20 protein-coding genes are annotated in these 21642 nt (G+C 67.2%); 5 read left to right on the top strand and 15 right to left on the bottom strand.

What is annotated here, in order from left to right; translation table 11 throughout:
- The first annotated feature begins 658 nt into the window (after window positions 1–658).
- Together IG65_RS0108395 and IG65_RS0108400 are read left to right on the top strand one after the other, a co-directional pair.
- Window positions 659–1201, top strand: a complete 543-nt coding sequence (locus IG65_RS0108395; RefSeq protein WP_156055529.1) for a DUF3558 family protein — start codon at window positions 659–661, stop codon at window positions 1199–1201.
- Window positions 1202–1253: 52 nt separating this feature from the next.
- Window positions 1254–1469 (top strand): hypothetical protein, encoded by a 216-nt coding sequence (locus IG65_RS0108400; protein ID WP_156055530.1) that lies wholly within the window; start codon window positions 1254–1256, stop codon window positions 1467–1469.
- A gap of 452 nt (window positions 1470–1921) precedes the next feature.
- Here IG65_RS0108400 and IG65_RS0108405 read toward each other — a convergent pair whose 3' ends face one another.
- The 7 genes from IG65_RS0108405 to IG65_RS0108435 all read right to left on the bottom strand — a co-directional run bounded on the left by IG65_RS0108405 (window position 1922) and on the right by IG65_RS0108435 (window position 9667).
- On the bottom strand, window positions 1922–3205 hold the full coding sequence (locus IG65_RS0108405) for a cytochrome P450 (RefSeq protein WP_051755547.1): 1284 nt from the start codon (window positions 3203–3205) through the stop codon (window positions 1922–1924).
- 187 nt (window positions 3206–3392) lie between these two features.
- On the bottom strand, window positions 3393–4664 hold the full coding sequence (locus tag IG65_RS0108410) for a cation:proton antiporter (RefSeq protein ID WP_051755548.1): 1272 nt from the start codon (window positions 4662–4664) through the stop codon (window positions 3393–3395).
- Window positions 4665–5285: a hypothetical protein gene (locus tag IG65_RS0108415; RefSeq protein WP_030514278.1), complete on the bottom strand. Its 621-nt coding sequence runs from the start codon at window positions 5283–5285 to the stop codon at window positions 4665–4667.
- A 49-nt stretch (window positions 5286–5334) separates the two neighbouring features.
- The gene (locus IG65_RS0108420; protein ID WP_030514279.1) at window positions 5335–6831 is read right to left on the bottom strand and encodes an NAD(P)/FAD-dependent oxidoreductase; all 1497 of its coding nucleotides are present in this window, start codon (window positions 6829–6831) and stop codon (window positions 5335–5337) included.
- A gap of 614 nt (window positions 6832–7445) precedes the next feature.
- The gene (locus tag IG65_RS0108425) at window positions 7446–8510 is read right to left on the bottom strand and encodes a hypothetical protein (protein WP_030514280.1); all 1065 of its coding nucleotides are present in this window, start codon (window positions 8508–8510) and stop codon (window positions 7446–7448) included.
- 195 nt (window positions 8511–8705) lie between these two features.
- Window positions 8706–9098 (bottom strand): rhodanese-like domain-containing protein, encoded by a 393-nt coding sequence (locus tag IG65_RS0108430; RefSeq protein ID WP_030514281.1) that lies wholly within the window; start codon window positions 9096–9098, stop codon window positions 8706–8708.
- 44 nt (window positions 9099–9142) lie between these two features.
- Window positions 9143–9667, bottom strand: coding sequence for a cysteine dioxygenase family protein (locus IG65_RS0108435; RefSeq protein WP_030514282.1), 525 nt, complete (start codon window positions 9665–9667; stop codon window positions 9143–9145).
- A gap of 344 nt (window positions 9668–10011) precedes the next feature.
- Here IG65_RS0108435 and IG65_RS0108440 point away from each other — a divergent pair, with 344 nt between their 5' ends.
- Window positions 10012–10464: a DUF6325 family protein gene (locus tag IG65_RS0108440; RefSeq protein WP_030514283.1), complete on the top strand. Its 453-nt coding sequence runs from the start codon at window positions 10012–10014 to the stop codon at window positions 10462–10464.
- A gap of 10 nt (window positions 10465–10474) precedes the next feature.
- Here IG65_RS0108440 and IG65_RS0108445 read toward each other — a convergent pair whose 3' ends face one another.
- Complete coding sequence (locus IG65_RS0108445; protein WP_369801492.1) at window positions 10475–11728, bottom strand: hypothetical protein; 1254 nt, start codon at window positions 11726–11728, stop codon at window positions 10475–10477.
- Window positions 11729–11849: 121 nt separating this feature from the next.
- On the opposite strand from IG65_RS0108445, the gene IG65_RS0108450 reads away from it, so the two are divergent.
- Window positions 11850–12728 carry a TIGR03854 family LLM class F420-dependent oxidoreductase gene (locus IG65_RS0108450; protein WP_030514285.1) on the top strand — a complete coding sequence of 293 codons (879 nt, stop codon included), beginning with the start codon at window positions 11850–11852 and terminating at the stop codon, window positions 12726–12728.
- Between the two features lie 9 nt (window positions 12729–12737).
- Here IG65_RS0108450 and IG65_RS0108455 read toward each other — a convergent pair whose 3' ends face one another.
- The 6 genes from IG65_RS0108455 to IG65_RS0108485 all read right to left on the bottom strand — a co-directional run bounded on the left by IG65_RS0108455 (window position 12738) and on the right by IG65_RS0108485 (window position 19133).
- Window positions 12738–13682, bottom strand: a complete 945-nt coding sequence (locus tag IG65_RS0108455; RefSeq protein ID WP_030514286.1) for a zinc-binding dehydrogenase — start codon at window positions 13680–13682, stop codon at window positions 12738–12740.
- Between the two features lie 22 nt (window positions 13683–13704).
- Window positions 13705–15165, bottom strand: a complete 1461-nt coding sequence (locus IG65_RS0108460; protein ID WP_030514287.1) for an NAD-dependent succinate-semialdehyde dehydrogenase — start codon at window positions 15163–15165, stop codon at window positions 13705–13707.
- 94 nt (window positions 15166–15259) lie between these two features.
- Entirely contained in the window at window positions 15260–16867 is a 1608-nt protein-coding gene (locus tag IG65_RS0108465; RefSeq protein WP_081879342.1) for a molybdopterin-dependent oxidoreductase, read from the bottom strand.
- 66 nt (window positions 16868–16933) lie between these two features.
- The gene (locus IG65_RS0108470) at window positions 16934–17671 is read right to left on the bottom strand and encodes an anti-sigma factor domain-containing protein (protein ID WP_030514289.1); all 738 of its coding nucleotides are present in this window, start codon (window positions 17669–17671) and stop codon (window positions 16934–16936) included.
- Window positions 17664–18311 carry an ECF RNA polymerase sigma factor SigK gene (sigK, locus tag IG65_RS0108475; RefSeq protein ID WP_030514290.1) on the bottom strand — a complete coding sequence of 216 codons (648 nt, stop codon included), beginning with the start codon at window positions 18309–18311 and terminating at the stop codon, window positions 17664–17666. Before sigK ends, IG65_RS0108470 begins: the two co-directional genes overlap by 8 nt.
- A gap of 165 nt (window positions 18312–18476) precedes the next feature.
- Window positions 18477–19133, bottom strand: a complete 657-nt coding sequence (locus IG65_RS0108485) for a fasciclin domain-containing protein (RefSeq protein ID WP_030514291.1) — start codon at window positions 19131–19133, stop codon at window positions 18477–18479.
- Between the two features lie 154 nt (window positions 19134–19287).
- On the opposite strand from IG65_RS0108485, the gene dcd reads away from it, so the two are divergent.
- The gene (gene dcd, locus IG65_RS0108490; RefSeq protein WP_030514292.1) at window positions 19288–19887 is read left to right on the top strand and encodes a dCTP deaminase; all 600 of its coding nucleotides are present in this window, start codon (window positions 19288–19290) and stop codon (window positions 19885–19887) included.
- Window positions 19888–19930: 43 nt separating this feature from the next.
- On the opposite strand, the gene IG65_RS0108495 is transcribed toward dcd, so the two are convergent.
- A complete protein-coding gene (locus IG65_RS0108495) occupies window positions 19931–21574 on the bottom strand; it encodes a cytosine permease (protein WP_231509093.1) in 1644 nt (547 codons plus the stop codon).
- Window positions 21575–21642: the final 68 nt, after the last annotated feature.

The following is a 21642-nucleotide window of genomic DNA, read 5'->3' on the forward strand; positions in this document are numbered from 1 at the left end:
CGTCCAACTCACCTGACGGCACACCGATCCAACTGTGACGCAAGTCGTTTGGATGCGTTAACGGAGAGGGGCCGACCGCTCGATACGTCATCAAGGTCATCTCCTTGACCGGATCCCACGTGAGAAAATGGGCTGAAATGTTTCGAGTACATCGCGCGGTCGTCCCTGCTGCGCTATTGACTGGTGCCGTTCTGGTGTCTATCGCTCCCGCGCAGGCCGAGACACCGATCGGACCCCAGGCGAGCGAGACGCAGGCCAACGCAAACAGCGGAATTGCCAGTGGTTCGGCCGATCTGAACAACCTCGCCTGCGGAACGATCTGGCGGCCTGTCTGCTTTCCCAACGGGCTTCCGCACTGACCGGGCCAGCCGCTCCAGGAAACGATTGCCACGGAAAGGATTCGGCTTTGCCGGCAGGCACCGACAAAAATCGGCAGGGCTGGTCCGCCCGGCCTACGCCGTTCGCTTACGGCCGGGAAGCGATCATCTCGCAGCCCCTGAAACACCCCCACCTTTTGGGGGCAGTTGGGTCAGCTACCGGAGTTGAAGGATCGTCCGACGAGCAGACCGCAAGTCCGAGAACGTGGAAGGTTCGTCCACTCCCAAAGGGGCGTTGGGGCGGGCCCGGGAGCCGTCTCGCGTCAATAGCATGTGGAGCCGTGATGCTGCTCGCAGCCTGCGGCACGGCGGTGAACACCGCACCCCCCACCACCGCAGTTGGCAACCCTCTCAAGACGGCCCCCACCATCGCAATGGGAAACCCTTCCACCACAACGGCTCCCATCACCGAGTCCGTGTGGGACGCGTGTTCGCTGTCGGAATCCGCGCTCAGCGCGGCCGGTGTGGACACGTCCTCCAAGACCCGTGTGGCCGACGCCGGGAACCCGGCCGCGCGCGTATGCAAGTGGCAATCCGCCGATCAGTCCTACGAACTGGTCGTCACCGCCTCCGATAAAGCCCTGGACGATCAGCTCGCCTCCGGTAAGTACAACGACGTGCGCAGGACTCAGTACTACGGCCGAGACGCGGTCGTGTTTCGCGCGGTGCAGGACACGAACAAGCTGGGTTGCTACACCGGAACGCCGGCCGCTTTCGGCAGCATCGTGCTCGCCGTGCGCAATGCACGCGTCCAGACCGGCGAAGGCGAACCCTGCGCCGAAGCGAACCGTCTGGGAGCGGCCCTCCTCAGGTCACTCCCTTGACCCCGCATCACCCGACATTCGAACGAAGGATCCCATGATTACTCGAAAGACGATGCTGGCAGTCACGGCAGGCATCCTCCTCACCACCCCGATGACAGCCGCCGCCGGGGCAACACAGCCGGAGGTCGCCGCCCCGTCGGTTGCCGGCGCACAGGACATCGCAATCAGCACCGGGTCGGGCGTCGCAGACGTGTTGATCAACGGCCTGATAGCCGCGATCTTCGGCCCCAACGATCCGTCCACGTGCAAATTCCCCTACTGCTTCTGAGTTGTCCCGTCACACGCGACATTCCGATGTCGCCGCTCCGGTTGCGGATCACCGTACCCACGGGTGAGATCCACGGCTTTTACCATCGGGGCGGCACCGGTCGCGATGTCGTACCCGCGGTGAGTCCGGCCTCGGTTGTCACACCTGCGAGTGATTGTTCGGCTGCTCCGGGTCCGATGGGATCAGGGTATGAGCACAACCACTCGTCGCCGCTCCCGGACGATCACGGCAATTGCCACCGCAGTGGTCGACCGGCCCGAGATCGGTGATGGGGGCGTAGACGCCGTGCCGCGACAGCTCGGCGCGGCACTGTGCGCTGTTGAAACCACCAAATGAGTTCAAGCTCAACAGGTCTTGCCCTGCGGGGCGTCCCACTATTGGCAATCGCCCGTACGGCGCCACCCGACCCGGCGACCGTCGCGGCGGTCGCCCGGGCCGGGCGATGAGGGTGGCTACATCACGGGCAGGGGCGGCGATTTGGGGAAGACGACCGGCAACGAGGTCAGGGCCCGGTGGAACGGGCCGGGCCGCCATTCCAGTTGTGCGGCCGGGACGGCCAACTGAATTTCCGGCAGCGCGTCGAAGAGCTGGTCGATGGCGTTCTGGACCGTCAGGTAGGCCACCGATTTGGCGGGGCAGCTGTGCGGGCCGGTGCTCCAGGCCAGATGCGAACGGTTGCCGATACTGCTCGAGGCTTCGCCGCGGATCTTCGGATCGTTGTTGCACGCCGCGAGGCTGATCAGGACCGGCTGATCGGCGGGCAGCCACACACCGTCGATCATGATCGGCTGCCGTGGATAGGTGGTGCAGAAGTTGGCCATCGGCGGGTCGTTGAACAGGATTTCGTCGAGGGCGTCGGTGGTGGACAGGTTGCGGCCGAGGATGTCGCCGAACCGGAATCGCTCATCGGTGAGGATGAGCATCAGCGCGTTGTTGATGAGATTGCGCTGGGCCTCGAAGCCCGCGCCGTAGAAGGACATCAGCTGGGCGAACACCTCGACGTCGTTGAGGCCGTTCGGGTGATGAGCCAGGTGCGAGGTGACGTCGTCGCCCGGCTGCTCGCGCCGGAACGCGATCAGTTCCATCAGCGCTTCCTTGAGCATGTCCATGCCCTGTTGACCTCTGACGGTGTCGAACCGGGCGGCCATGCCGTTGGCGACGCGGGTCCCGATGTCGGCCGGGCAGCCGACCATCCGGTTGAGGACCTCGAGGACCAGCGGGAACGAGTACTGCATGACGAGATCGGCGGATCCCTGCTCACAGAAGGAGTTGACCAGCGGAACGGCAACCCTTTCCACGATCGCGGGCACGCTGTGGAGGTCGATGTGGTCGATCGCGGCGACCGACGGAGCGCGGTAACGGGCGTGCGGCGCACCGGTGTTGTACCGGGCCGCCGGATACCACTCCATCATCGGGCGCACCGGTGAATCCTGCGGAATGGTTTTCTGCCAGGTGCGCGGATCGGAGGGAAAGTGGTCCGGGTCGTTGAGAATGCGAACCGCGACGGCATAGTCGATGACCAGGGTGGCAGGCACACCGGGGGCGAGCTCGACGGGAACGAGGGAGGGGTACTGCCGTCGCATCTCTCGATAGGCGGCATGTGGATCGGCGACGAATTCGACTGTGTACATCGGGAATCGGTCGTCGTCGGCATCGAAGGGCGAGCCGTGCTGGACGGGACATATTCCGGTCGCCGTGGTGTAGGGCTCGGGAAGGGGTGACTGTGGTGTGGTCAAAGACGGGACTCCAGACGGGTGGAACAGGAATTCGACGACAGCTCGGCGGGCGCGGCACATGTCGCGCTCACGGTGCCTGGCGGTTCGCCCACGCAAGCAACATAGCAGCGACGCGGCGACGGTGTCTGCGAACGTGGGAGCAGGGTGCCGCCACCCGCATCCGGAGTCGATCGGATGTGCTTGTGGGTCAGTGCTTTCCGCTCATATCGGGCGCCGCCGCCGCGGCCACGGCGCCCAGGTCCGGATCGCGCTCCGAGTCCGGTGCGTGCGGCGGACGGGACGGTCGGTCGCCGCGAGATATGCCGAGCAGACGGAGCATCGGCGCCGTCGACGCGGTGGTCACCAGGGCCATTATCACCAGCAGTGAATACAACTGGGTGCCGATGAGACCGGTGGTCAGGCCCACGTTCAGAATCACCAGCTCGGTCAGACCTCGGGTGTTGAGCAGCGCTGCCACCGCGGCGGCCGCTCGCGACTGCATCCCGGTCAACCGCCCTGCGAGATAGACGCTGCCGACTTTGCCCACCACCGCGACCCCGATGACCGCGATCAGTTCGCCGATCGATGTCGCGTCGACCGAGCCGAGATCCACGGCCAGCCCGGCGATCACGAAGAAGCCGGGCATCAGCAGGATGCACAGGATTCGCACACCGGCCTCGACCGTCCGGCGGCGTTCGCGCGGGAATATGACACCGAAGGCGAAAGCGCCGAAGATCAGATGCAATCCGATCCATTCGGTGATCGCGGCGAGCCCGAGCGCCCCACCCACGCCGAGCACGATCATCGTCTGCTGGGTACCGGATTCCGAGATCCGGGCCAGCAACGGTCGGATGAACCACCACAGCAGACCGACCAGCGGTAGGAGCAGAACGAGCCGCCACTGGACACCACCGGGGTGCGCGAGGGCGAGGACGACGGCGAGGACCGACCACGCTACGACGTCGACCAGCGCCGCGCAGGCCAGGCTGAGCTGTCCGATCTCGGTGCGAACGAGATTGCGGTCGTGCAGGATTCGGGCCAGTACCGGAAAAGCGGTCACGGCCATCGCGCAGCCGACGAACAGCGCGAAGTGCAACCGATTGCCGGTGGTGTGACGTGCCAGGACGGTGATCGCGACCGCGCTGCCCAGTGCGAAGGGAATCGCGTAGGCCGCCGCGGAAACCGCGGGGATCGAGCGCCGGGCGCCGCGGAATATCTCCCGATCGAGTTCCAGTCCGGCGACGAACATGAACACTGCCACACCGATATTGGCGAGCAGCGTCAGATACGAGCGTCCGGCTTCGGGAAACAGGGTGGCGGACAGGTGGTGTCCGATGACGGTGGGACCGGCGAGGATCCCGGCGGCGATCTCACCGATGACCGGTGGCTGCCCGATTTTTTCGGCCAGCCATCCGAGCAGGTGCGCGGCCGCCATGATGAGAACCAAGTCGAGTAGGACCGTGATGGTGGGAGCAGGCACTCAGTTCTCCTCGAAAACATCATCCGGCAGAGCCGGTTCCGGCAGCGGACCCGTCGTGTGTGCGGGCGGGACGACCGCGGGATGGAAGACTTCGCGGATGTAGCACACGGGGCGGCGGCCGAGCGTCATGATGTACGCCCTGGACGCACTGGGCCGGCCGTCCGGCCACCGCCTGATGCCCGCCCAGAGCAGGCGGCGGTGCTGGGGCAGGCCGCGGGTGAGCAAGCCGTGGCCGATCGGCATCCGGACATCGTCGATTCCGCTGGCGGCAGCCGATTGTGGCACGGCCACTACGTAATTGAGCGAGACGGTAGCCAGCGCGGGGGTGACCAGGCGGGAGCGCCGGACCAGCGCGCCGTCGGCATCCTGCAGCCGGAGTTCGTCGACGATGAATGTGGGCAGTGTTCGGGGCGGAACCTGCTGCTGGCGCAGGACGTGCACGCTCAGCGTCGTCTCGAGGATGTGTTCGAGCGCCGTGGTCGTGAAGCCGGTGCCCGACAGCAGGGTTCGGGTCGTGGGGTGGTGGAATCGCTCGATCTGCGTGGCCGGGTTCGTCCGGGGGCCCGGCCCGCTGGGCGTGGGTTCGCTCAGCGGGCCGGGGACGGATCCTGTGACGGTCACTGTCGACTCCACGTCTCGGTTCGCACCGGGAGTCCTGGTGACGTCACCGCTAGAGAGCGGCGCCGGCACCCTTGCGGGGCGGTTGGACCGGGAGAGTCATGGCCTCGCGCTCGGCGTCGGAGCGCGGGCGGGTGGTCAGGCCGAACACCGGTTCCGTGGTGATGCGAATCTCGCCCATCGTGGTGTCGGACAGCGGATCGCGCCAGTGGTCCCAGACCGGCGACATATCCAGGCCGCCCATGTACTTGATGTTGACCCCGTCGGTCTCCGGGGCGGTGTGCAGGCGCTCCGCCTCGGAGACGATGACCTCGGTGCCGGTGCGGTCCTGATCGCCCGTGGTCTCGCTGACATCGGTCAGGCCGGCCATGATCCGGGTGAACGACTGCTCGGGCGAATCGCCGTCGTGGACGTCGGTGAGCTTGTGCGCGTGCGCGAAGTATTCCTCGGAGCCGATGTAGTGCTCGTACATCCGTGAGACCAGCGAGAGGAAGCGGGTGTAGCCGCGGCGGTAGGTGTACTCGTAGTACGCCAGCGCATCGGTTTCGGACATCTCACCGCGCAGTGTGGTCGCGATCGCCGCCGCGGACACGAGCCCGGAATAGGTCGCCAGGTGAACTCCGGTGGACAGCAACGGATCCAGGAAGCACGCGGCGTCGCCGACGAGGACGTAGCCGGGGCCGCAGAACCGGTCGGCGACGTAGGAGTAGTCCTGTTCGGCCCGCACATCGGCGATCTGCTCGGCACCCTCGAGCATCTCGCACATCGGCTTGCTCTCCCGGATGGTCTCCAGGTAGTACGACTGGCGCGAATCGTGCGCGCGCAGCTTCTCCGCAGCCAGCCGCGCCGAGATCACATAGCCGACGCTGGTACGGCCGTCGGCGAGCGGAATGTTCCAGAACCAGCCGCCCTCCTGGGTCGACACCACGTTGATCGCGCCCTCCGGGCTGTCCGGGTGCAGGTGTGCGCCCTTCCAGTAGGACCAGATCGCCACGTTGCGGAAGGCCGGATGTTGGCGACGCATGCCGAAGTGCTTGGCCAGCAACCCGTCTCGGCCGGTGGCGTCGACGAGGAAATCGAACTCGGCGGTGTGGACGGTGTCGTCGCCGGCCTTGACCCATTCCGCCGCGGTCGGACGCTCACCGTCGAACAGGATGTTCTTGACGGTCGCCTGTTCGATGACCTCCGCGCCCTGGTCGGCGGCATTGCGCAGCAGGAGGTCGTCGAAGGTGGCCCGGTCGACCTGCCAGGACCATGCCTCGGCATCGACGAGCTTGGACCAGTCCAGCAGCCAGGTGTCGTTCTGCCATTGGAAGTAGCCGCCGCGTTTGATCTGGAAGCCGTGCGCGGCGACCCTGTCGTAGGCGCCGGAAACCCGCAGCGTGGACAGGCACGAGGCCAGCAGTGATTCTCCGATGTGGTAGCGCGGGAACGTATCCCGCTCCAGGAGGGTCACCTGCACTCCGGACCGTGCGAGCAGTGCGGCTGCGGTCGACCCCGCTGGGCCGCCGCCTACCACCAGAACGCGCGGAATTTCGTTGTTCCCCATAGCAACTCCCTGGAACTGCGTACGAACGGACGGTGCGCCTGATCGGCTGCCGGACCGAGTCCGGATGGCATGCCCTACGACAAACTCCGAAACCTCCGTAGCCGCTTGTTAACTCGAACTCGGCGCACGGGGAATCAGTTTATCAGTAGTACTTGAATCATCAAGGGAAACAGTAAGTTTCGATGCAAGCTCATACCGACAGTGCGTAGCTAGAAGATAGCTGATAGGGGTACGAAAATGCCGCTGTCTGTGATGCGCGGCTAGGGTCACGACAGGGGACGCGACGTTGCGTTACGTGAGTGCCGTTTTCGGCGAGCAAAGCGGTAGAGACGGTGACGACGGACCGATGCGGGTTTGCAGTCCCGGTTGGTCACGTCCGGCATCACCCCACTTCCACCGACTCAATCAGAGTAAGGCCTTTGTCCGGTTCCCGCGTGGCATCCGCCGGATTCCGACGACTCCTTCGGGGTATGCCCTGGTCGCCGGGCATGTGCGGGAGAATCCTTGGGGCCGAACGACATTGCGGTATGCCGGCGAGCCGACGGGCGTCCACGCGAGGCCGCGGTGCCTGCGTCAGCGCACTGACGCAGGCACCGCGACTCCTGCCGTGGGCGCTATCCGGTGGTCGTCTCCGCGGTCAGTGCCGCGGTCGTCTCGGCAGCCCGCTGGGCGTCCGCAACACTGCAGCGGCCGAGACCGCATGCGGTCGCGACACCGAACGCGGTACGACCGGCCGCCTGCTCGAACAGTCGCAGGGCGTGTGCGCTGTCGTCGGCGGAATCCGGTGACACCACCCCCGCGATGACGTTCCAGTCCGGGTCCAGCCGGCGCAGGGGTGCGTAGAACGCGGCGTCCTGGGGCGCGGGTTCGGCACCGAACGCACACGGAATGTGCACTGCCGGAAGGGGAGTGCCGGCTGCGCGCAGCCGGCGTGCGGTGTGCTTCAGCAGGGTGACCGCTGGCGCCAGCGAACGCGGGCTGAGCAGCGCCTTGTGCTGGTAATCGCCGTAGCACAGGTGGACCACCGCCTGTGCCCCGATCTCGTGTATGCCGGTGAGTACCCCGGCCAGCTGGCGAGCCAGCAGCGGCGCCGCCGCCCATTTCGCGCCCAGCTGGTCGGCCTTGACCATGCCCAGCAGCGCGAACGGTGATTCGACCTGCCAGACCACGCGATCGCCGTAGCGCGCGTTCACCTCCGCGATCTCTTGCAGTGCGGCCTCGGTGAAGACCGGAAGATGCCGCAGCGCGGCCACGATGAGATCGGAGCGGCGCAGTGCCGGGCCGAGCGGGAAGCCGTTCGACACCGCCGCACCGGCGAAGACGAACATCGCCAGATCCAGCGGATTGGGTTGGCTCAGTTGCAATCTCGTCCCGTCCAGTTCGGGCCGCCCGGCACGCACCTCGTCGAAGGCGGCTACCACGGCGCCGATGCGCTCGAGCCGGTCCATCGCCACGTGCCGCGGTTCCAGCTTCGCCCCCGGGCGAAGGCCGTAGCTCGGGAAATCGCTGTAGTCGGAGTAATCGCCGGTGCGGACGACATCGAAGACGTCCTCGTGCTCTCTGCGCCGGCGGAGGTAGTCGAGGATCCAGTCCGGATCCAGGTCACAGGGCAGTCCGGTCACGGGATGGCCCGCACTGCGGTCGGCGAACCACTGCAGCACCGCAGCATCCCCGGTCATCAACTCGGCTGGAACACTTCCGACATAATGCGCACACCTGGTCATCGCACTCCTCGTAATTCCGTTTGCCCCTCTACATTCTCAGCCAGATCGTTTGCAGGTGTAAGAATTCCGGGAACCGGGAGGTAGACGCGGCGCTGCGGACGTGTGGTTGTCGTGGCAACCGTACGGGGAGGCGGGTGGCGGTCGGTGGTGCTACGGAACGGCGGGGGTGCCGCCGGGAGCCACGGGCAGGCCGGCCGCCTTCCACGCCCGGAACCCGCCGACCAGATCGGTGGCGCGAGCCAGTCCGAGACGCTGTGCGTCGGCGGCGGCCAGGCTGGAGGCGTAGCCCTCGTTGCAGACGATGATCACCTCGGTGTCGGGCGTCAGATCCGGGAGCCGATGCGAACCGCCGGGGTCGAGCCGCCATTCCAGCACGATCCGTTCGACGACGACCGCGCCGGGGATCTCCCCCTCGGCGAGGCGGTCGGCGTGCGGGCGGATATCGACCACGAGCGCGCCCTCGGCCAACCGGTGCGCGGCGGTGACGGGCTCGACGCGGTTCAATCCGGCGCGTGCCTGTGCGAGCAGATCCTCGGCGCTCATACCGTCACTCCTCGGCGATCGGGCGATGGGGGCTACCGGCATGGTCACACACCGGTGAAATCGCGCAGCGACCGGTATTCGCGGACCGGTCGCAGCGGTGGCGAGCAGGCGTGCACCGTGGTGGCCGGCCGGGCGCTGCGGTTGTGCAGCTGGTGGGCGCGTTCGGGCCCGAATGCGATCGTGTCGCCGGCCCGGCGCCCGGCCGAGCGTACCGGGCCGGTGGGGTAGCGGTAGTCCTCGTCCAGTTCGCCGATCGAGACGGTGAACGACCCCGACGCGCCCCCGTGGTCGTGCGGTTCGGTGCCCTGCCCGGGCGCCCACGACAGCAGCCACAGTTCCACGCCCATCGTCAGCGCGAGCCGGGTCCACCAGCGCCGCGAGGTGTCGAACCGCACGATATCCAGCAGCGGTGTCGCCAGTGCGCTCGCCACCACCGCGGTGAGCTCGTGTAGTTCGGCCGGTGTCCACAGCGTGCGCTCGGCCAGCACGGCGTCGCGGAGCAGCGGCACGTCGACGCCCGGATGTATGTCTTCGGCGTGCTCGAGTCGCACAGGCACCGACGTCGTCACCACTACCCCTTCCACACCGCGGTCACGCGAATTCTTCGCCGCCACACGCGCTTTGCCACCATCCAGACTCACCGTGAGCGAAATTCCGTGGTGTCGCCGAGCCGGGTGAACGGGCGGCGTCCGCCCGGCGGATTCACCGGCCGGACTTGCGATTCGGGACGCGTATGAGACACCGTGTCCGACCGGCTTGCGTGCAGGAATAGATTCCGGTTTATCCGCGAGCGGCCCGGCTTCGAATCATTAGGTGTCACGCCGGTGGCCGATCTGGTCGTCGTTTACCGCGTGGCGTCAGCTGCTGTCTCGCCGAATCACGCCGGTGATCCGGCCAGGGATGAGGTGCTCGGATGACCAGTGCTGCCGGTATCGATGAGATGGGTCCGATCGACTATCTCGTCATCGAATTCCCCGCGGGCCGCCCCCCGGACGGCTCGGCCCTGCCGGTGCTGCGCGATCTGGTCGGCCGCGGCATCATCCGCGTGCTGAATCTGGCGTTCCTCCGGAAAGAGGGCGACGGGTCGCTGACCGGCATCGATATCGCCGATATCGGGCTCGAGTGCGAAGCGAGCGTGGCCTTGTTCGCCGAGGAGACGACGGGTGTACTCGACGACGGTGATCTGCGGGAGGCGGGCGCCGCGCTGCACCCCGGGCGTTCGGCCGCCGTTCTGATCTACGAAAACACCTGGGCCGCACCACTGTCGGTGGCTCTGCGGCGCAACGGCGCCGAAACCGTCGCCGCCGGCCGCATCCCGGTCGAGGCGATCCTGACCACCTTGGACAGCCTCGACGACAAGAACTGAGACCGGCGATTCAGCGGCCCGCTCCGAAGCATCCGGCCGCTCCGGTGGCGGCGAATACGGCGGTGGTGCAGTAGGTGGCCACCGGATAATAGGGGCCCATCGTGGTGGCCGGATCGCCGCCGCGGTCCTGTGAGGCCTGGATCGATTGCGGGTAGAAGCTCTCGCTCGGCAGCATGTTCCGCAGGAAGAGAACCTTCTTCGCCACCTGCGTGCTGCCCCAGGGCAGCACGGTGACACTCGAATCCATGTGTGCCGGTAGGTCTTCCGGCGCCGCGACGACGTAGGTGTAGTAGCCGTCGGCGTCGAGCCGGGTCTGGAAGTCGGCCGCGCAGGCCACGACCGGATAGGGCGTCACCAGGTCGTTCTGGCACATCGACCAATATCGGACCTGCTGAGCCGGGTCGGTCGGAGGCTGTCCGGCTCGCGAATCCGGGAAATCCGGCGCCTTGCCGCGCACCACGACCAGGCGGCCCGGCTGATAGGTGAGGCCCGCCCCGAGGTATTTGTTGTCGCCGTTCGGGAACAGCCCCGAGGTGCTCGCCGGATTCACGAACGTGGCCTCGGGCACGTTGCCCGGGAACGCGCCCGCCGCGGCCCCGGCGATGACCTGGTCGAATCCGGCGGTCGCGGCCTGAGCGAGGGGGCCGGGATAGGCGCTGGGGTCGAAGACCCGGCTGCACGGTTGCCTGGTGACGGTCGCGCCGGCGACGGTCAGCGTCGCATCGGGCAGTGGTACCCCACCGCCGGCCGAAGTCGGGTCGGTCGGCACATAGACCCGGATGATCAGGAATCCGATGGGCGCGCTCTGCGCGGCGGGCAACGCCCGAATTTCGTTGCGGCCGTGGTCTGCTGCGCCGGTGACCAGTCGAGCGTGCCAGCGCCGCTGCGTATCCGGCGCGGCCGTCGGTGCGGCGAACGGATTGGCGCTGCCCGGATCGGGGGCAATCTGGTTGTCCCGCAACGTATCCGCGGTATCGAAGTTCGTGCCGTAGGTATTGAGCGAGAAGTAGCGCGCGGCGGGGTAGCTGCCCGACAATTCGATGGAGTCGCCCGGACCGAGCGCATACGGCAGCACCCAGTAGGTGGCGTTGGCATCCGGAAACGCCACATTGAGCACCGTGCTGTTCGACATGAACCGCCAGGCGCACAGCGGTGAATCGGGCGCGGCCTGCGCACCGGCCGACGGCGCCGACCAGACCCCGGCCCATACCGCGAGGAGCACGCCCAGCATGCGGGCACAGCGCGACCGCGACGAAGTCCTCATCCGACCGATTGTGCCGCCGGGCAGGGCGCAACCGGATCACCCGCCGCGGGTGAAGGCGCCGGACTCGGCCGAAATATCGATCCCGATGCGGCTGTTGTGCAGGCTTGTGAGCAATGGCGAGGTGAAGATCCGGTTCGGGGTGGGTACGGGTTCGGCGGCCGATCCGGAAGATCTGGCGGCGCTGGTGGATCGGCTCGAGGCCGCGCGGGTCGATTCGCTGTGGTTCTCCGAACTGGTCTTCGCGCCGGCCGTGGATCCGACGGTGGGGATGGCGTTCGCGCTGGCCCGCACCAGCCGTCTGAAAGTCGGCACCTCGGTCGCGATTCTGCCGGGGCGCCATCCCGTGCTGGTCGCCAAGCAGCTGGCGTCCTTGGCGTCCTTGGCTCCGAAGCGGGTGCTGCCGGTATTCGGACTGCGACCGGCAGGGCCCGGCGAGCAGGCCCTGTTTCCGGTGCCGGGACCGCGCGGCGCGGTCTTCGACGAATCGCTGCGCCTGCTGCGGGCGGTGCTGCGCGCCGACGATGTCGATTTCGACGGCGACTACTTCACCGTTCGCGGGGCGACGGTGGGCAAGCGGCCGGCCCGCCCGCCCGACATCTGGCTCGGTGGTCGCGCACCGGGCGCCTTCCGCCGCATCGGCCGATACGGCGACGGCTGGCTCGGGAGTTTCGTGACCCCGGCCGAGGCGGCGGCCGGGGTGTCGGCGATCAATGCGGCGGCCGCCGCGGCGGGCCGGGAGATCGAAGCCGATCACTTCGGCATCACGCTGTTGCTCGCGGAGAACGGCATCCCCGCCCAGCTGGCGGCACGGATCGGCGCGCAGCGAGCGGGTGCCGACCCGAACGACGTGATCGCCGGGAGCTGGGCGGACGTGCACCGGCTGGTGGACGAGTACCTCGCGGCCGGCCTGAGCAAATTCGTGGTGGTGCCGGCCGACGGCGCGATATCGGCGGAATTCGTCGACCGGTTCGTCACCGAACTGCTGCCCCGGCAGAACTGAGGCGGGGTATCAGGGCACGTCGATGACGAGCTTGCCCGCGTTGTGCCCCTCGTCCAGCTGTTCGTGGATCGCGACGATGTCGTCGAGCGGCATGGTCTTCGCGATCCGCGGATGGACGAGTCCGCGCTCGAACAGCGGGGTCATCTCGGTGAGCCGGCGGCGTTCGCGGCTGAGGAAGATGCCGTAGAGCGTCTGGTTGCGCTGGTAGAGATCGTCGAGCCGGCCCTCCGGCCCGAGGATGGTCGCGATGCGTCCGCCGTCGCGAGTGGCCGCGCAGCTGCGGCCGACATTCTCACCGCCCACGGTGTCGAGTACCGCGTCGACGCCGGTGCCGTCGGTGTGCGTCCGGGCCACCTCGACGAAGTCCTCGCTCTTGTAGTCGATCGGGGTCGCGCCGAGATCCCGCAGCAGCTGCTGATGGTCCGCCCCGGCGGTGGCCAGCACCGAGGCGCCGGCCGCGCGGGCGAACTGCACCGCGAACGTGCCGACACCGCCGGATCCACCGTGTACCAGCACGGTCTGCCCCGGCCGCACGGCGAGCCGGCGCACGACCACCTCCCACGCGGTTCCGCCGGCCAGCGGAATCGCGGCGGCCTCCGCGAACGACAGGCTCGTGGGTTTCGGCGCGACGATCGAGGCGGCCGCCACGTGGTACTGGGCATAGGCGCCCCCACCCGAGGCCAGTTCCGAGGTGTAGTACACGGCATCGCCGACCGCCACGTCGGTGACACCGTCACCGACCTGTTCCACCTCTCCGGCGACATCGCTGCCGAGCACGGCGGGCAGAGCCAGGTTCGGATTCGCCAGTCCCCGGCGGATGATTCCGTCCACCGGGTTCGCGCTCGACGCCCGGACTCGCACCAGCACCTCACCCGGGCCGGGACGTGGCGTGTCGACGTCTCGAACCGCGAGTGCTTCCGGACCACCGAATTCCCGCAGCACCGCTGCACGCATGCGCATCTCCTCCTTCGAACGGTCAGCCCGCGACACCGGCGGATGCGGTCTTGCGGGGCAGCGAGCGAATCAGCTTGCGATTGGCGAAACCGAACATGCCGAGTTCGGACAGTTCGCGACCGAAACCGGACTGCTTCACGCCGCCGAAGGGCAGATCGGCCTGCGAGGAGGTCGGGTGGTTGATCCACACCATGCCGCTGTCGATCTGTTCGGCCACCGCTCGCGCGCGGTCCGGGTCGCTGCTGTACACCGTGGCGCCGAGTCCGAACTTCGAGGTGTTCGCCAACTCGATCGCCTCGCGTTCGTCGCCGACGCGGTATACCACCGCGACCGGTCCGAACAGCTCCTCGGAATAGGCCCGCATCTCGGGGGTGACATCGGTCAGTACCGTCGCGTCGACGAACGCGTCGCGGCGTCCGGGTGCCGGTACGTCGGGGCGGCCGCCACCGGTGACCACCGTGGCGCCCTTCTCGCGGGCATCCTGAACCTGTTCCAGCAGGTCGTCGGCGGCCTTAGGGGAGGAGAGCGGTCCGAGTGTGGTCTCCGGATCCGACGGGTCGCCGGGGCGCAGTGCGCCGAACCGCTCGGCCAGGCCGGCCACGAAGCGGTCGCACAGTTCGTCCGGGACGATGAAACGTTTTGCGGCGACACAACTTTGACCGGTGTTCGCCAGTCGCCCGGTGGTCGCCGCATCGATCGTGTCGTCCAGATCGTCGGCGTCGAGCACGATGAAGGGGTCGCTGCCGCCGAGTTCTAGCACGCATTTCTTCACGTGCCGCCCGGCGATCTCGGCCACCGACGCACCGGCGGCGTCGCTGCCGGTGAGGGATACGCCCTGGACAGCGGGGTGCGCCAGGACGTGCTCGACGTCCGAGATCCGCAGGAAGACGTTGGTGTACACCCCTTCGGGCGCGCCGGCGTCGGTGAAGATCTTCTGCAGTTCGAGCGCGGTGAGCGCGCAGATCTTGGCGTGCTTGAGCAGAATCGTGTTGCCCAGCACCAGATTCGGCGCCGCGAACCGCACTACCTGATAGAGCGGGAAGTTCCACGGCTCGATGCCGAGCAGCACCCCCAGCGGTGCGTTGACGACCTGGGCTTCACCCTCCTCGACCGGCAGCGCGGTGGGCTCCAGAATGCGCGGGCCGTTCTCGCCGTAGTACTGCAGGATGCTCGCCGCGAGGTCGACTTCGAACTCGCTCTCGGAGATGCGTTTGCCCATTTCGCGGGTGATGAGCCGGGCGAGGTCGTCCTTGCGTTCGCGCATCAGATCGGCTGCGGCGGACACCATCCGCGCACGCTGCTCGACCGGCGTGGCGCGCCACGACCGATAGGCGTCGTCCGCACGCTCGAGCAGGGCATCGAGTTGTTCGGTCGCCAGATAGGGCAGTTCGGCGAGGGTTTCGCCGGTATAGGCGTCGACCGTCTCGAACGGTTCGGCGTCGGGACCCGAGGCGCTCATCGGCTGGATGTTGGTCGATGTCATCGGTCACCACTCCTCGTACGACGGAATCCGACTCGGTCGGTGTCGGTCGGTCGGTGTCACAGGGTGGCTACCCGCCCACGGCGCACGAAACATCTCACCGCACACTGACCGTCCGGGAATGCCACCCCGTCGCGCCGTCCGGCATCGGGGGGCGGCGCTGTGCGGGCTGGGTGGTTCCGGTGGTGTCGGTGGCGCGGACGTGCAGGGTGTGGGTGCCCGGGGTGGCCTGCCAGCGGTAGGTCCATTGGCGCCAGGTGTCGGGGGAGTATTCGGTGGTCAGGTCGGCGGCGAGCCAGGGGCCGTCGTCGACTCGCACCTCCACCGACGCGATACCGCGATGCTGAGCCCAGGCGACCCCGGCGACTGTGACCGGGCCGGCGGACAGGGTGGCGAAGGCGGCGGGGACATCGATCCGGGATGCGGTCTTGATCGGCGCCCGGTCCGCCCATCCCCGGGTCGTCCAATACGCTTGTGCGCGATCGAATCTGGTCACTTCGAGGTCGACCACCCATTTGGTGGCGGAGACGTAGCCGTAGAGGCCGGGAACCACGAGCCGCGCCGGGTAGCCGTGTTCGAGCGGCAACGGCGCGCCGTTCATGCCGACGGCGAGCAGGGCGTCACGCCCGTCGGTCATCGCCTGGATCGGCGTCCCGGCGGTGAACCCGTCGGCGCTGCGGGACAGCACCATATCGGCATCCGGACGCACACCCGCCTCGTGTAGCAGATCGGCCAGCCGGTAGCCGGTCCACACCGCATTGCCCGCGAGCTCGCCACCCACTTCGTTGGACACACAGGTCAGCGTGATCATGCGCGCGATCGCGGGCCGCCGACGCAACTCGTCCATCGTGAATTCCACTGTGCGGTCGACCATTCCGTGGATGCGCAGGCTCCACTCGGTACTGCTGACGGCCGGCACCTGCAGCGCGGTGTCGACCCGGTAGAAGTCGGCGCCGGACGTGACGAATGCGGTAAGTCCCGGCACCGAGCGGGTCATGGCCGGGGTGATCGGCGCGGCCTCCGAAACTGTTCCAGGCACGATGAATCGCGCCCGGTCCGCGGCCACGTCCCGCAGCCGTTGCGCCACGAATCGTCCTGCCGCCGCGGCACCGACCGCGATCGCGCCGGCCCCGGCCGCCATCGCCAGAAAACGCCGCCGGGCCAATCGAGTGGCACTCGGGATATCGCCGTGGTCCGGGACGCCGTCCCGAGCCCCTTCGCGGCCCCGCAACTCGTCGCGCCGGCCGCCGTGTGGGAGCAGTAGCCGCAAGACGATCAGCCCCGCCGCCACACCTGCCGCGGTCGGAATCGCGAACCACCACTGCGCATTCGGGCGATGCAGTGCCGCAGCGATGATCGCGACACCCAGAACGACGAATACCGCACTGCCGATGCGACGGCGACGTTCGAGCACACCGCACAGTGCGGCAAGCACCACCATCGCGGCGCCCATGGCGGCGAACAGCACGTCCTTGTCGTGACTGCCGAACCGCCGGATCGCCTCCTCGCGCAGTTGCTGCGGCGTGTGATCGACGACCGTCGCCCCGGCGGCGAAGAACGGCGAGGAGCGTGGATCCAGGATCGCACCCACGAGTTCGCCGATGCCCAGCACCGCGGCACCGGCCAGTATTCCGGCGAGCGCGGCGGCGGCGAATCCGAGCGTGCCGCGGTGCGCGGTGGGCTCGCGCGTACCCGTATCGATCATGAACTCCTCGATTCCCAGGTGGGATGAGGAATTCGTGACGCCGGTCCGCGCGGACGGCGCCGATCGTCAGCTCATCGACATGGAGGCGATCGGGGCCGTGGTCGGGGCCGGGGAGCCGCCCGCGGGTTCGACGGTGATGGCCAGTGCGTCGCCGCCGGAGTAAGTGGCCACCATCGGCTCGGACGCACTCGGCATGCGGTCCATCACCCCTTCCGAGCGCGGCGCACCGGTCGGCGGTACCACCCACAGCTGGTACACATGGCCCTGCGGCGCCGGCGGCACGCTGTCGAAAGCCACTGTGGCCGCACCCATTTCGGTGGACGCGTGCACCGTCACCACACCGCCGGTACTGAGCGGCGCGCTCGCGGTGTGTGCATCCGGTTGCCGCATGATCTGTTCCGCCATCGGTGGATTCGCGGTCTGCCCGGCGTATTGCTGGGCGACGATACCGCCGCCGATTCCGGCCGCCACCACTACCGCGGCCGCCGCAGCCAGCCACCGTAGCCGAGGCCTCCTGGACGGTCGGGTGAGCGGAACCGCAGCGGACGGATCGGTGGGCCGCGCCCGGTCGAGTGCGGCGAGTATGCGCGCTTCCAATTCCGGCGCGGGCTCTTGCGCATCGAGCACCGACAACGCACCCATCGTCTCGCGGACCGCGCGAACCACTACCGAGAAGGCCTGGCTCGTGTCCGGTCCGGCGTCGGTGACGCGCTGTTCGATCTCGTCGCGCTCGGAATCACCGACCGCGTCCAGTGCGTAGGGGTAGGCCAGGTCGAGCAACTCGTGGTCGGATGTGTCAGGCATGGGCAGCCACCCCCGAGAGGCAGGTCTGAAGCCGTTTCAGCGCATCCCGGATACGGCTCTTGACGGTGGGCAGTGGCGCATCGAGATGTTCGGCGACTTCTCGATAGGTGCGTCCGCTGTAGTAGGCCAGCGCGATCGCCTCCCGCTGGGTCGCGGTGAGAGTGTCCAGGCAGCGCTGCACCGCCTGCTCCTCCAGTCGCTGACCGACCGTCTCGGCGACCGTGTCGTGGTCGCGCCCGAGGTGGGCGTGGCCGTAGACGCGATCGCGCACCGTCGCCGATTCCTCGAGGCGCACGCGGTCCACGGCACGCCGATGGGTGAGCATCATCAGCCAGCCGATCGGGCTGGCCAGCGCGGAGTCGTAGCGTTCGGCGGCCGTCCAGGCCTGCAGGTACACCTCCTGCGTGACCTCCTCGGCGGCGGTGTGACTGCGCAGGATGCGCAGGGCCAGACCGAACACCCTCGCGCTGGTCGCCCGATAGAAGCGCGTGAACGCCTCGCGGTTTCCGGTGGCGGCGGCCGCGATCAGGGTGGCGAGCTCACGTTGTGTTTCCGCTCGCTCGCCTCCGCCCGGCGGACACGACGGGGTGTCGGAGGTGTCTGCCAGGCGGATCGAGGTGAACTCCGGATCGCCGGTCATGAGCGCGTCCCTGCATACATGGGAAGAGGTTCGACATGACCAGCGTGCCGGATGGGTGCGGATTTCGGAACGATTTCGCCCGGGTGCGGTACATCGACCGAACCGCGCCGATACGTTCTGCGACCAGCACGCTCTCCGACCAGCGCGGACGGCAGTCGTGACAACTCAGGCGGGCGGCATCAGCACGGAATCGATCAGATAGACCGTCGCATTGGCGGTCTTCACACCTCCGCAGACGACCGACGCGTCGTTGACCTTGATCGTGTCGCCGGATCGGGTCACGTTCACCATGCCGCCCTCGACCGTCTTGTGCTCACCCGCGATGGCGTCGGGCGCGATCTGCCCCGGCACGACGTGGTAGGTGAGGATCTTGGTGAGGGTGGCGCTGTCGGTCTTCAGGCTGTCGACCGTGGCCGGCGGCAGTTTCGCGAACGCGTCATCGGTGGGCGCGAACACGGTGAACTGGCCGCCGTTCAGGGTGTCGACCAGGTTGACCTGCGGATTCAGCTTTCCGGACACCGCTGCGGTGAGCGTGGTCAGCATCGGATTGTGTGAGGCGGCGGTCGCCACCGGATCCTGTGCCATCCCCTCGACCGACCCCGGGCCCGTGGGCACCTGCTCGGCGTAGGCCTTGCAGCCGGGGCCGACCAGGCCGGCCATGGCATTCGCCGTCGTCGTGCTGCCGGCCATCGCGCTACTGCTCATCGTCGTCGAGGACGAACCCGAACCGGAGTTGTTATCAGACGAACAGGCCGATACCCCCAGCACGGCCGCGGTCGAAACGATTGCAGCCGTGACGACGGTGCGCTTCATAGTTCTCATCGGTCCATCGCTTTCTCTCGGACGACCGGGCGGTCGCGTATCTCGTCGTTGACGACAAAGATTCGTGCTGCTTCCGACTGCGGATGGGACGAATTTCGTCCCGGCTCGCTGTGCGGCTGCGAGCCCGCGAACACGGGTTACTAGGCTGACCGCCGTGCTGCTTTCCGATCGCGACATTCGTGCCGAGCTGGCCGCCGGGCGGCTCGGGCTGGAACCGTTCGACGAGAAATTGGTTCAGCCGTCGAGTATCGATGTGCGGCTGGATCGAATGTTCCGGGTGTTCAACAACACCCGCTACACCCATATCGATCCCGCGCAACGCCAGGACGAGCTGACCACCCTGGTCGAACCCGATCAGGGCGAGCCGTTCGTCCTGCATCCGGGTGAATTCGTCCTCGGCTCCACGCTCGAGGTCTGCACCCTGCCCGATGATCTGGCCGGCCGCCTGGAGGGTAAATCGAGTCTGGGGCGCCTCGGGCTGCTCACCCATTCCACGGCGGGATTCATCGATCCGGGTTTCAGCGGTCACATCACGCTGGAGTTGTCGAATGTGGCGAATCTGCCGATCACGCTGTGGCCTGGGATGAAGATCGGCCAGCTGTGCCTGTTCCGCCTGAGCAGTCCCTCGGAACATCCGTACGGCAGCGCGGCGGCCGGCTCGAAATATCAGGGTCAGCGCGGGCCCACGCCCTCGCGGGCGTATATGAATTTCCCCCTGCCGCAGGATTCGATTCCGCAGCCCGCGGAGTCCTGATATTCCGAACCGGCCGCCGCTCATGTCGCCGACCCGATGTAGGTCAGCCCGGCGGCAGCACGTGCGCGCCCGACTTGTCCGTCGACAGTGCCAGTGAGCTGATGTATTGGATTTCGCCCTCCGGCCCCGGAACCGCGGAGGCGATCATGTCGGGGCGTTCGAAGTCCATTCCGGTGACGTGGCAGGTGAGGGTTTCACCCGAGGGGTTGCCGTGTTCGTCGAACATGTCCAGCTCGATTCCGTCGTCGACCCGGCGCTGGTAGTACTTGCCTTTGGTGAGGACGGCGGTGAGCGGGGTGGCGACGAAGGCGATCACGACGGCGACGATCGGCGAATACGGTTTCAACGCCGCGCCGAACACACCGAAGAAGGTCATGATCGACAGCACCGCCGACAGTCCGAAACCGACCAGGCCGACGGGGTTGAAGTTGTAGAGCATGCCGCGCCGGAATTCGGGCTGTTTCGGCGAGAGCTTCAGCAGATACTTGTTGACCGCGATATCCGTTGCGACGGTGACGATCCAGGCGATACCGCAGTTGGCGTAGAAGCCGAGGATGTCGTTGAGGAAGTCGAACATATTGGCTTCCATCAGGATCAGCGCGATCGCCAGGTTCACGCCGAGGAATACCAGCCGGCCCGGATAGGTCTTCGTCACGCGGGTGAACGAGTTGGTCCACGCCAGCGAACCCGAATACGCGTTGGTCACATTGATTTTGATCTGTGAGATGACCACCAGCACCACCGCGAGCGTCATCGCCAGCCAGGACGGAACCATATCGCGGTAGATTTCCAGGAACTGATGCACCGGCTGATTCGCGATGTCCTGCGCCCCCGGCAGATTCGCGATCAGATAGACCGCGAGGAACAGGCCGACGACCTGTTTGACGGCACCGAAGATCACCCACCCCGGCCCCGCCAGCAGCATCCAACCCCACCATCTGCGCGCGTTCTCCGGGGTTTTCGGCGGCATGAACCGCAGATAATCGATCTGCTCGGCGATCTGGGCGATCAGTGAGAGACAGACGCCGGCGGCCAGCAGCGCACCGGAAAGGCTCACGCCCGCACCGTCCTTACCGCCGTAGGCGAAGAACGAATCGATCGAATCAGGGTGGCGGATCAGCAGAAACGCGAACGGCAACACCATCAGCAACAGCCACAGCGGCGTCGTCCACACCTGCAGTTTCGCCAGCGTATTCATGCCGTAGACGACCAGCGGGAAAATCAGCACCGTGGAGAGCAGATAACCCAGCCACAGTGGAATGTGCAGGCCCAGATTCAGGCCCTGCGCCATGATCGAGCCCTCGGTGGCGAAGAAGATGAAGGTGAACGAGGCGAACACCAGGTTGGTGATCACCGAACCGTAGTAGCCGAACCCACTGCCGCGAGTGATCAGATCCAGATCGATGTTGTAGCGGGCGGCGTAGTAGGCCAGCGGAAACCCGGTGATCATGATGATGATCGCGAAGATTCCGATGCCCAGCAACGCGTTTCCGGTGCCGTTCGCGATGCCGATGTTCGCGCCGATGGAGAAATCCGCGAGATAGGCGATGCCGCCCAGCGCGGAGACGCCGACCACGGCCGGACTCCATTTGCGGTAGCTGCGGGGCGCGAAGCGCAGCGTGTAGTCCTCGAGGGTTTCCTTCGTCGCGGCGGCAGCGGTCGCCGGACGGGTTTGCACATCAACCACGATCTACTCCTCATCGTTTCCGCGCTCGGCGCGGCCTTTCGAGGGTGCAGGTCCCGTGTGGTGTCCGT

Origin of the sequence: Nocardia sp. NRRL WC-3656 (genome assembly GCF_000720265.1) — a bacterium.
GTDB lineage: Bacteria > Actinomycetota > Actinomycetes > Mycobacteriales > Mycobacteriaceae > Nocardia > Nocardia nova.

What these genes read in the sequence shown, in the direction of transcription:
- IG65_RS0108400 (WP_156055530.1), top strand. Translation starts at nt 1,254, where the DNA reads ATGCTGGCAGTCACGGCAGGCATCCTCCTCACCACCCCGATGACAGCC.
- IG65_RS0108420 (WP_030514279.1), bottom strand. Translation starts at nt 6,831, where the DNA reads ATGGGGAACAACGAAATTCCGCGCGTTCTGGTGGTAGGCGGCGGCCCA.
- IG65_RS0108425 (WP_030514280.1), bottom strand. Translation starts at nt 8,510, where the DNA reads ATGACCGGGGATGCTGCGGTGCTGCAGTGGTTCGCCGACCGCAGTGCG.
- IG65_RS0108430 (WP_030514281.1), bottom strand. Translation starts at nt 9,098, where the DNA reads ATGAGCGCCGAGGATCTGCTCGCACAGGCACGCGCCGGATTGAACCGC.
- IG65_RS0108440 (WP_030514283.1), top strand. Translation starts at nt 10,012, where the DNA reads ATGACCAGTGCTGCCGGTATCGATGAGATGGGTCCGATCGACTATCTC.
- IG65_RS0108445 (WP_369801492.1), bottom strand. Translation starts at nt 11,728, where the DNA reads ATGAGGACTTCGTCGCGGTCGCGCTGTGCCCGCATGCTGGGCGTGCTC.
- IG65_RS0108455 (WP_030514286.1), bottom strand. Translation starts at nt 13,682, where the DNA reads ATGCGTGCAGCGGTGCTGCGGGAATTCGGTGGTCCGGAAGCACTCGCG.
- IG65_RS0108460 (WP_030514287.1), bottom strand. Translation starts at nt 15,165, where the DNA reads ATGACATCGACCAACATCCAGCCGATGAGCGCCTCGGGTCCCGACGCC.
- IG65_RS0108465 (WP_081879342.1), bottom strand. Translation starts at nt 16,867, where the DNA reads ATGATCGATACGGGTACGCGCGAGCCCACCGCGCACCGCGGCACGCTC.
- IG65_RS0108470 (WP_030514289.1), bottom strand. Translation starts at nt 17,671, where the DNA reads ATGCCTGACACATCCGACCACGAGTTGCTCGACCTGGCCTACCCCTAC.
- sigK (WP_030514290.1), bottom strand. Translation starts at nt 18,311, where the DNA reads ATGACCGGCGATCCGGAGTTCACCTCGATCCGCCTGGCAGACACCTCC.
- IG65_RS0108485 (WP_030514291.1), bottom strand. Translation starts at nt 19,133, where the DNA reads ATGAGAACTATGAAGCGCACCGTCGTCACGGCTGCAATCGTTTCGACC.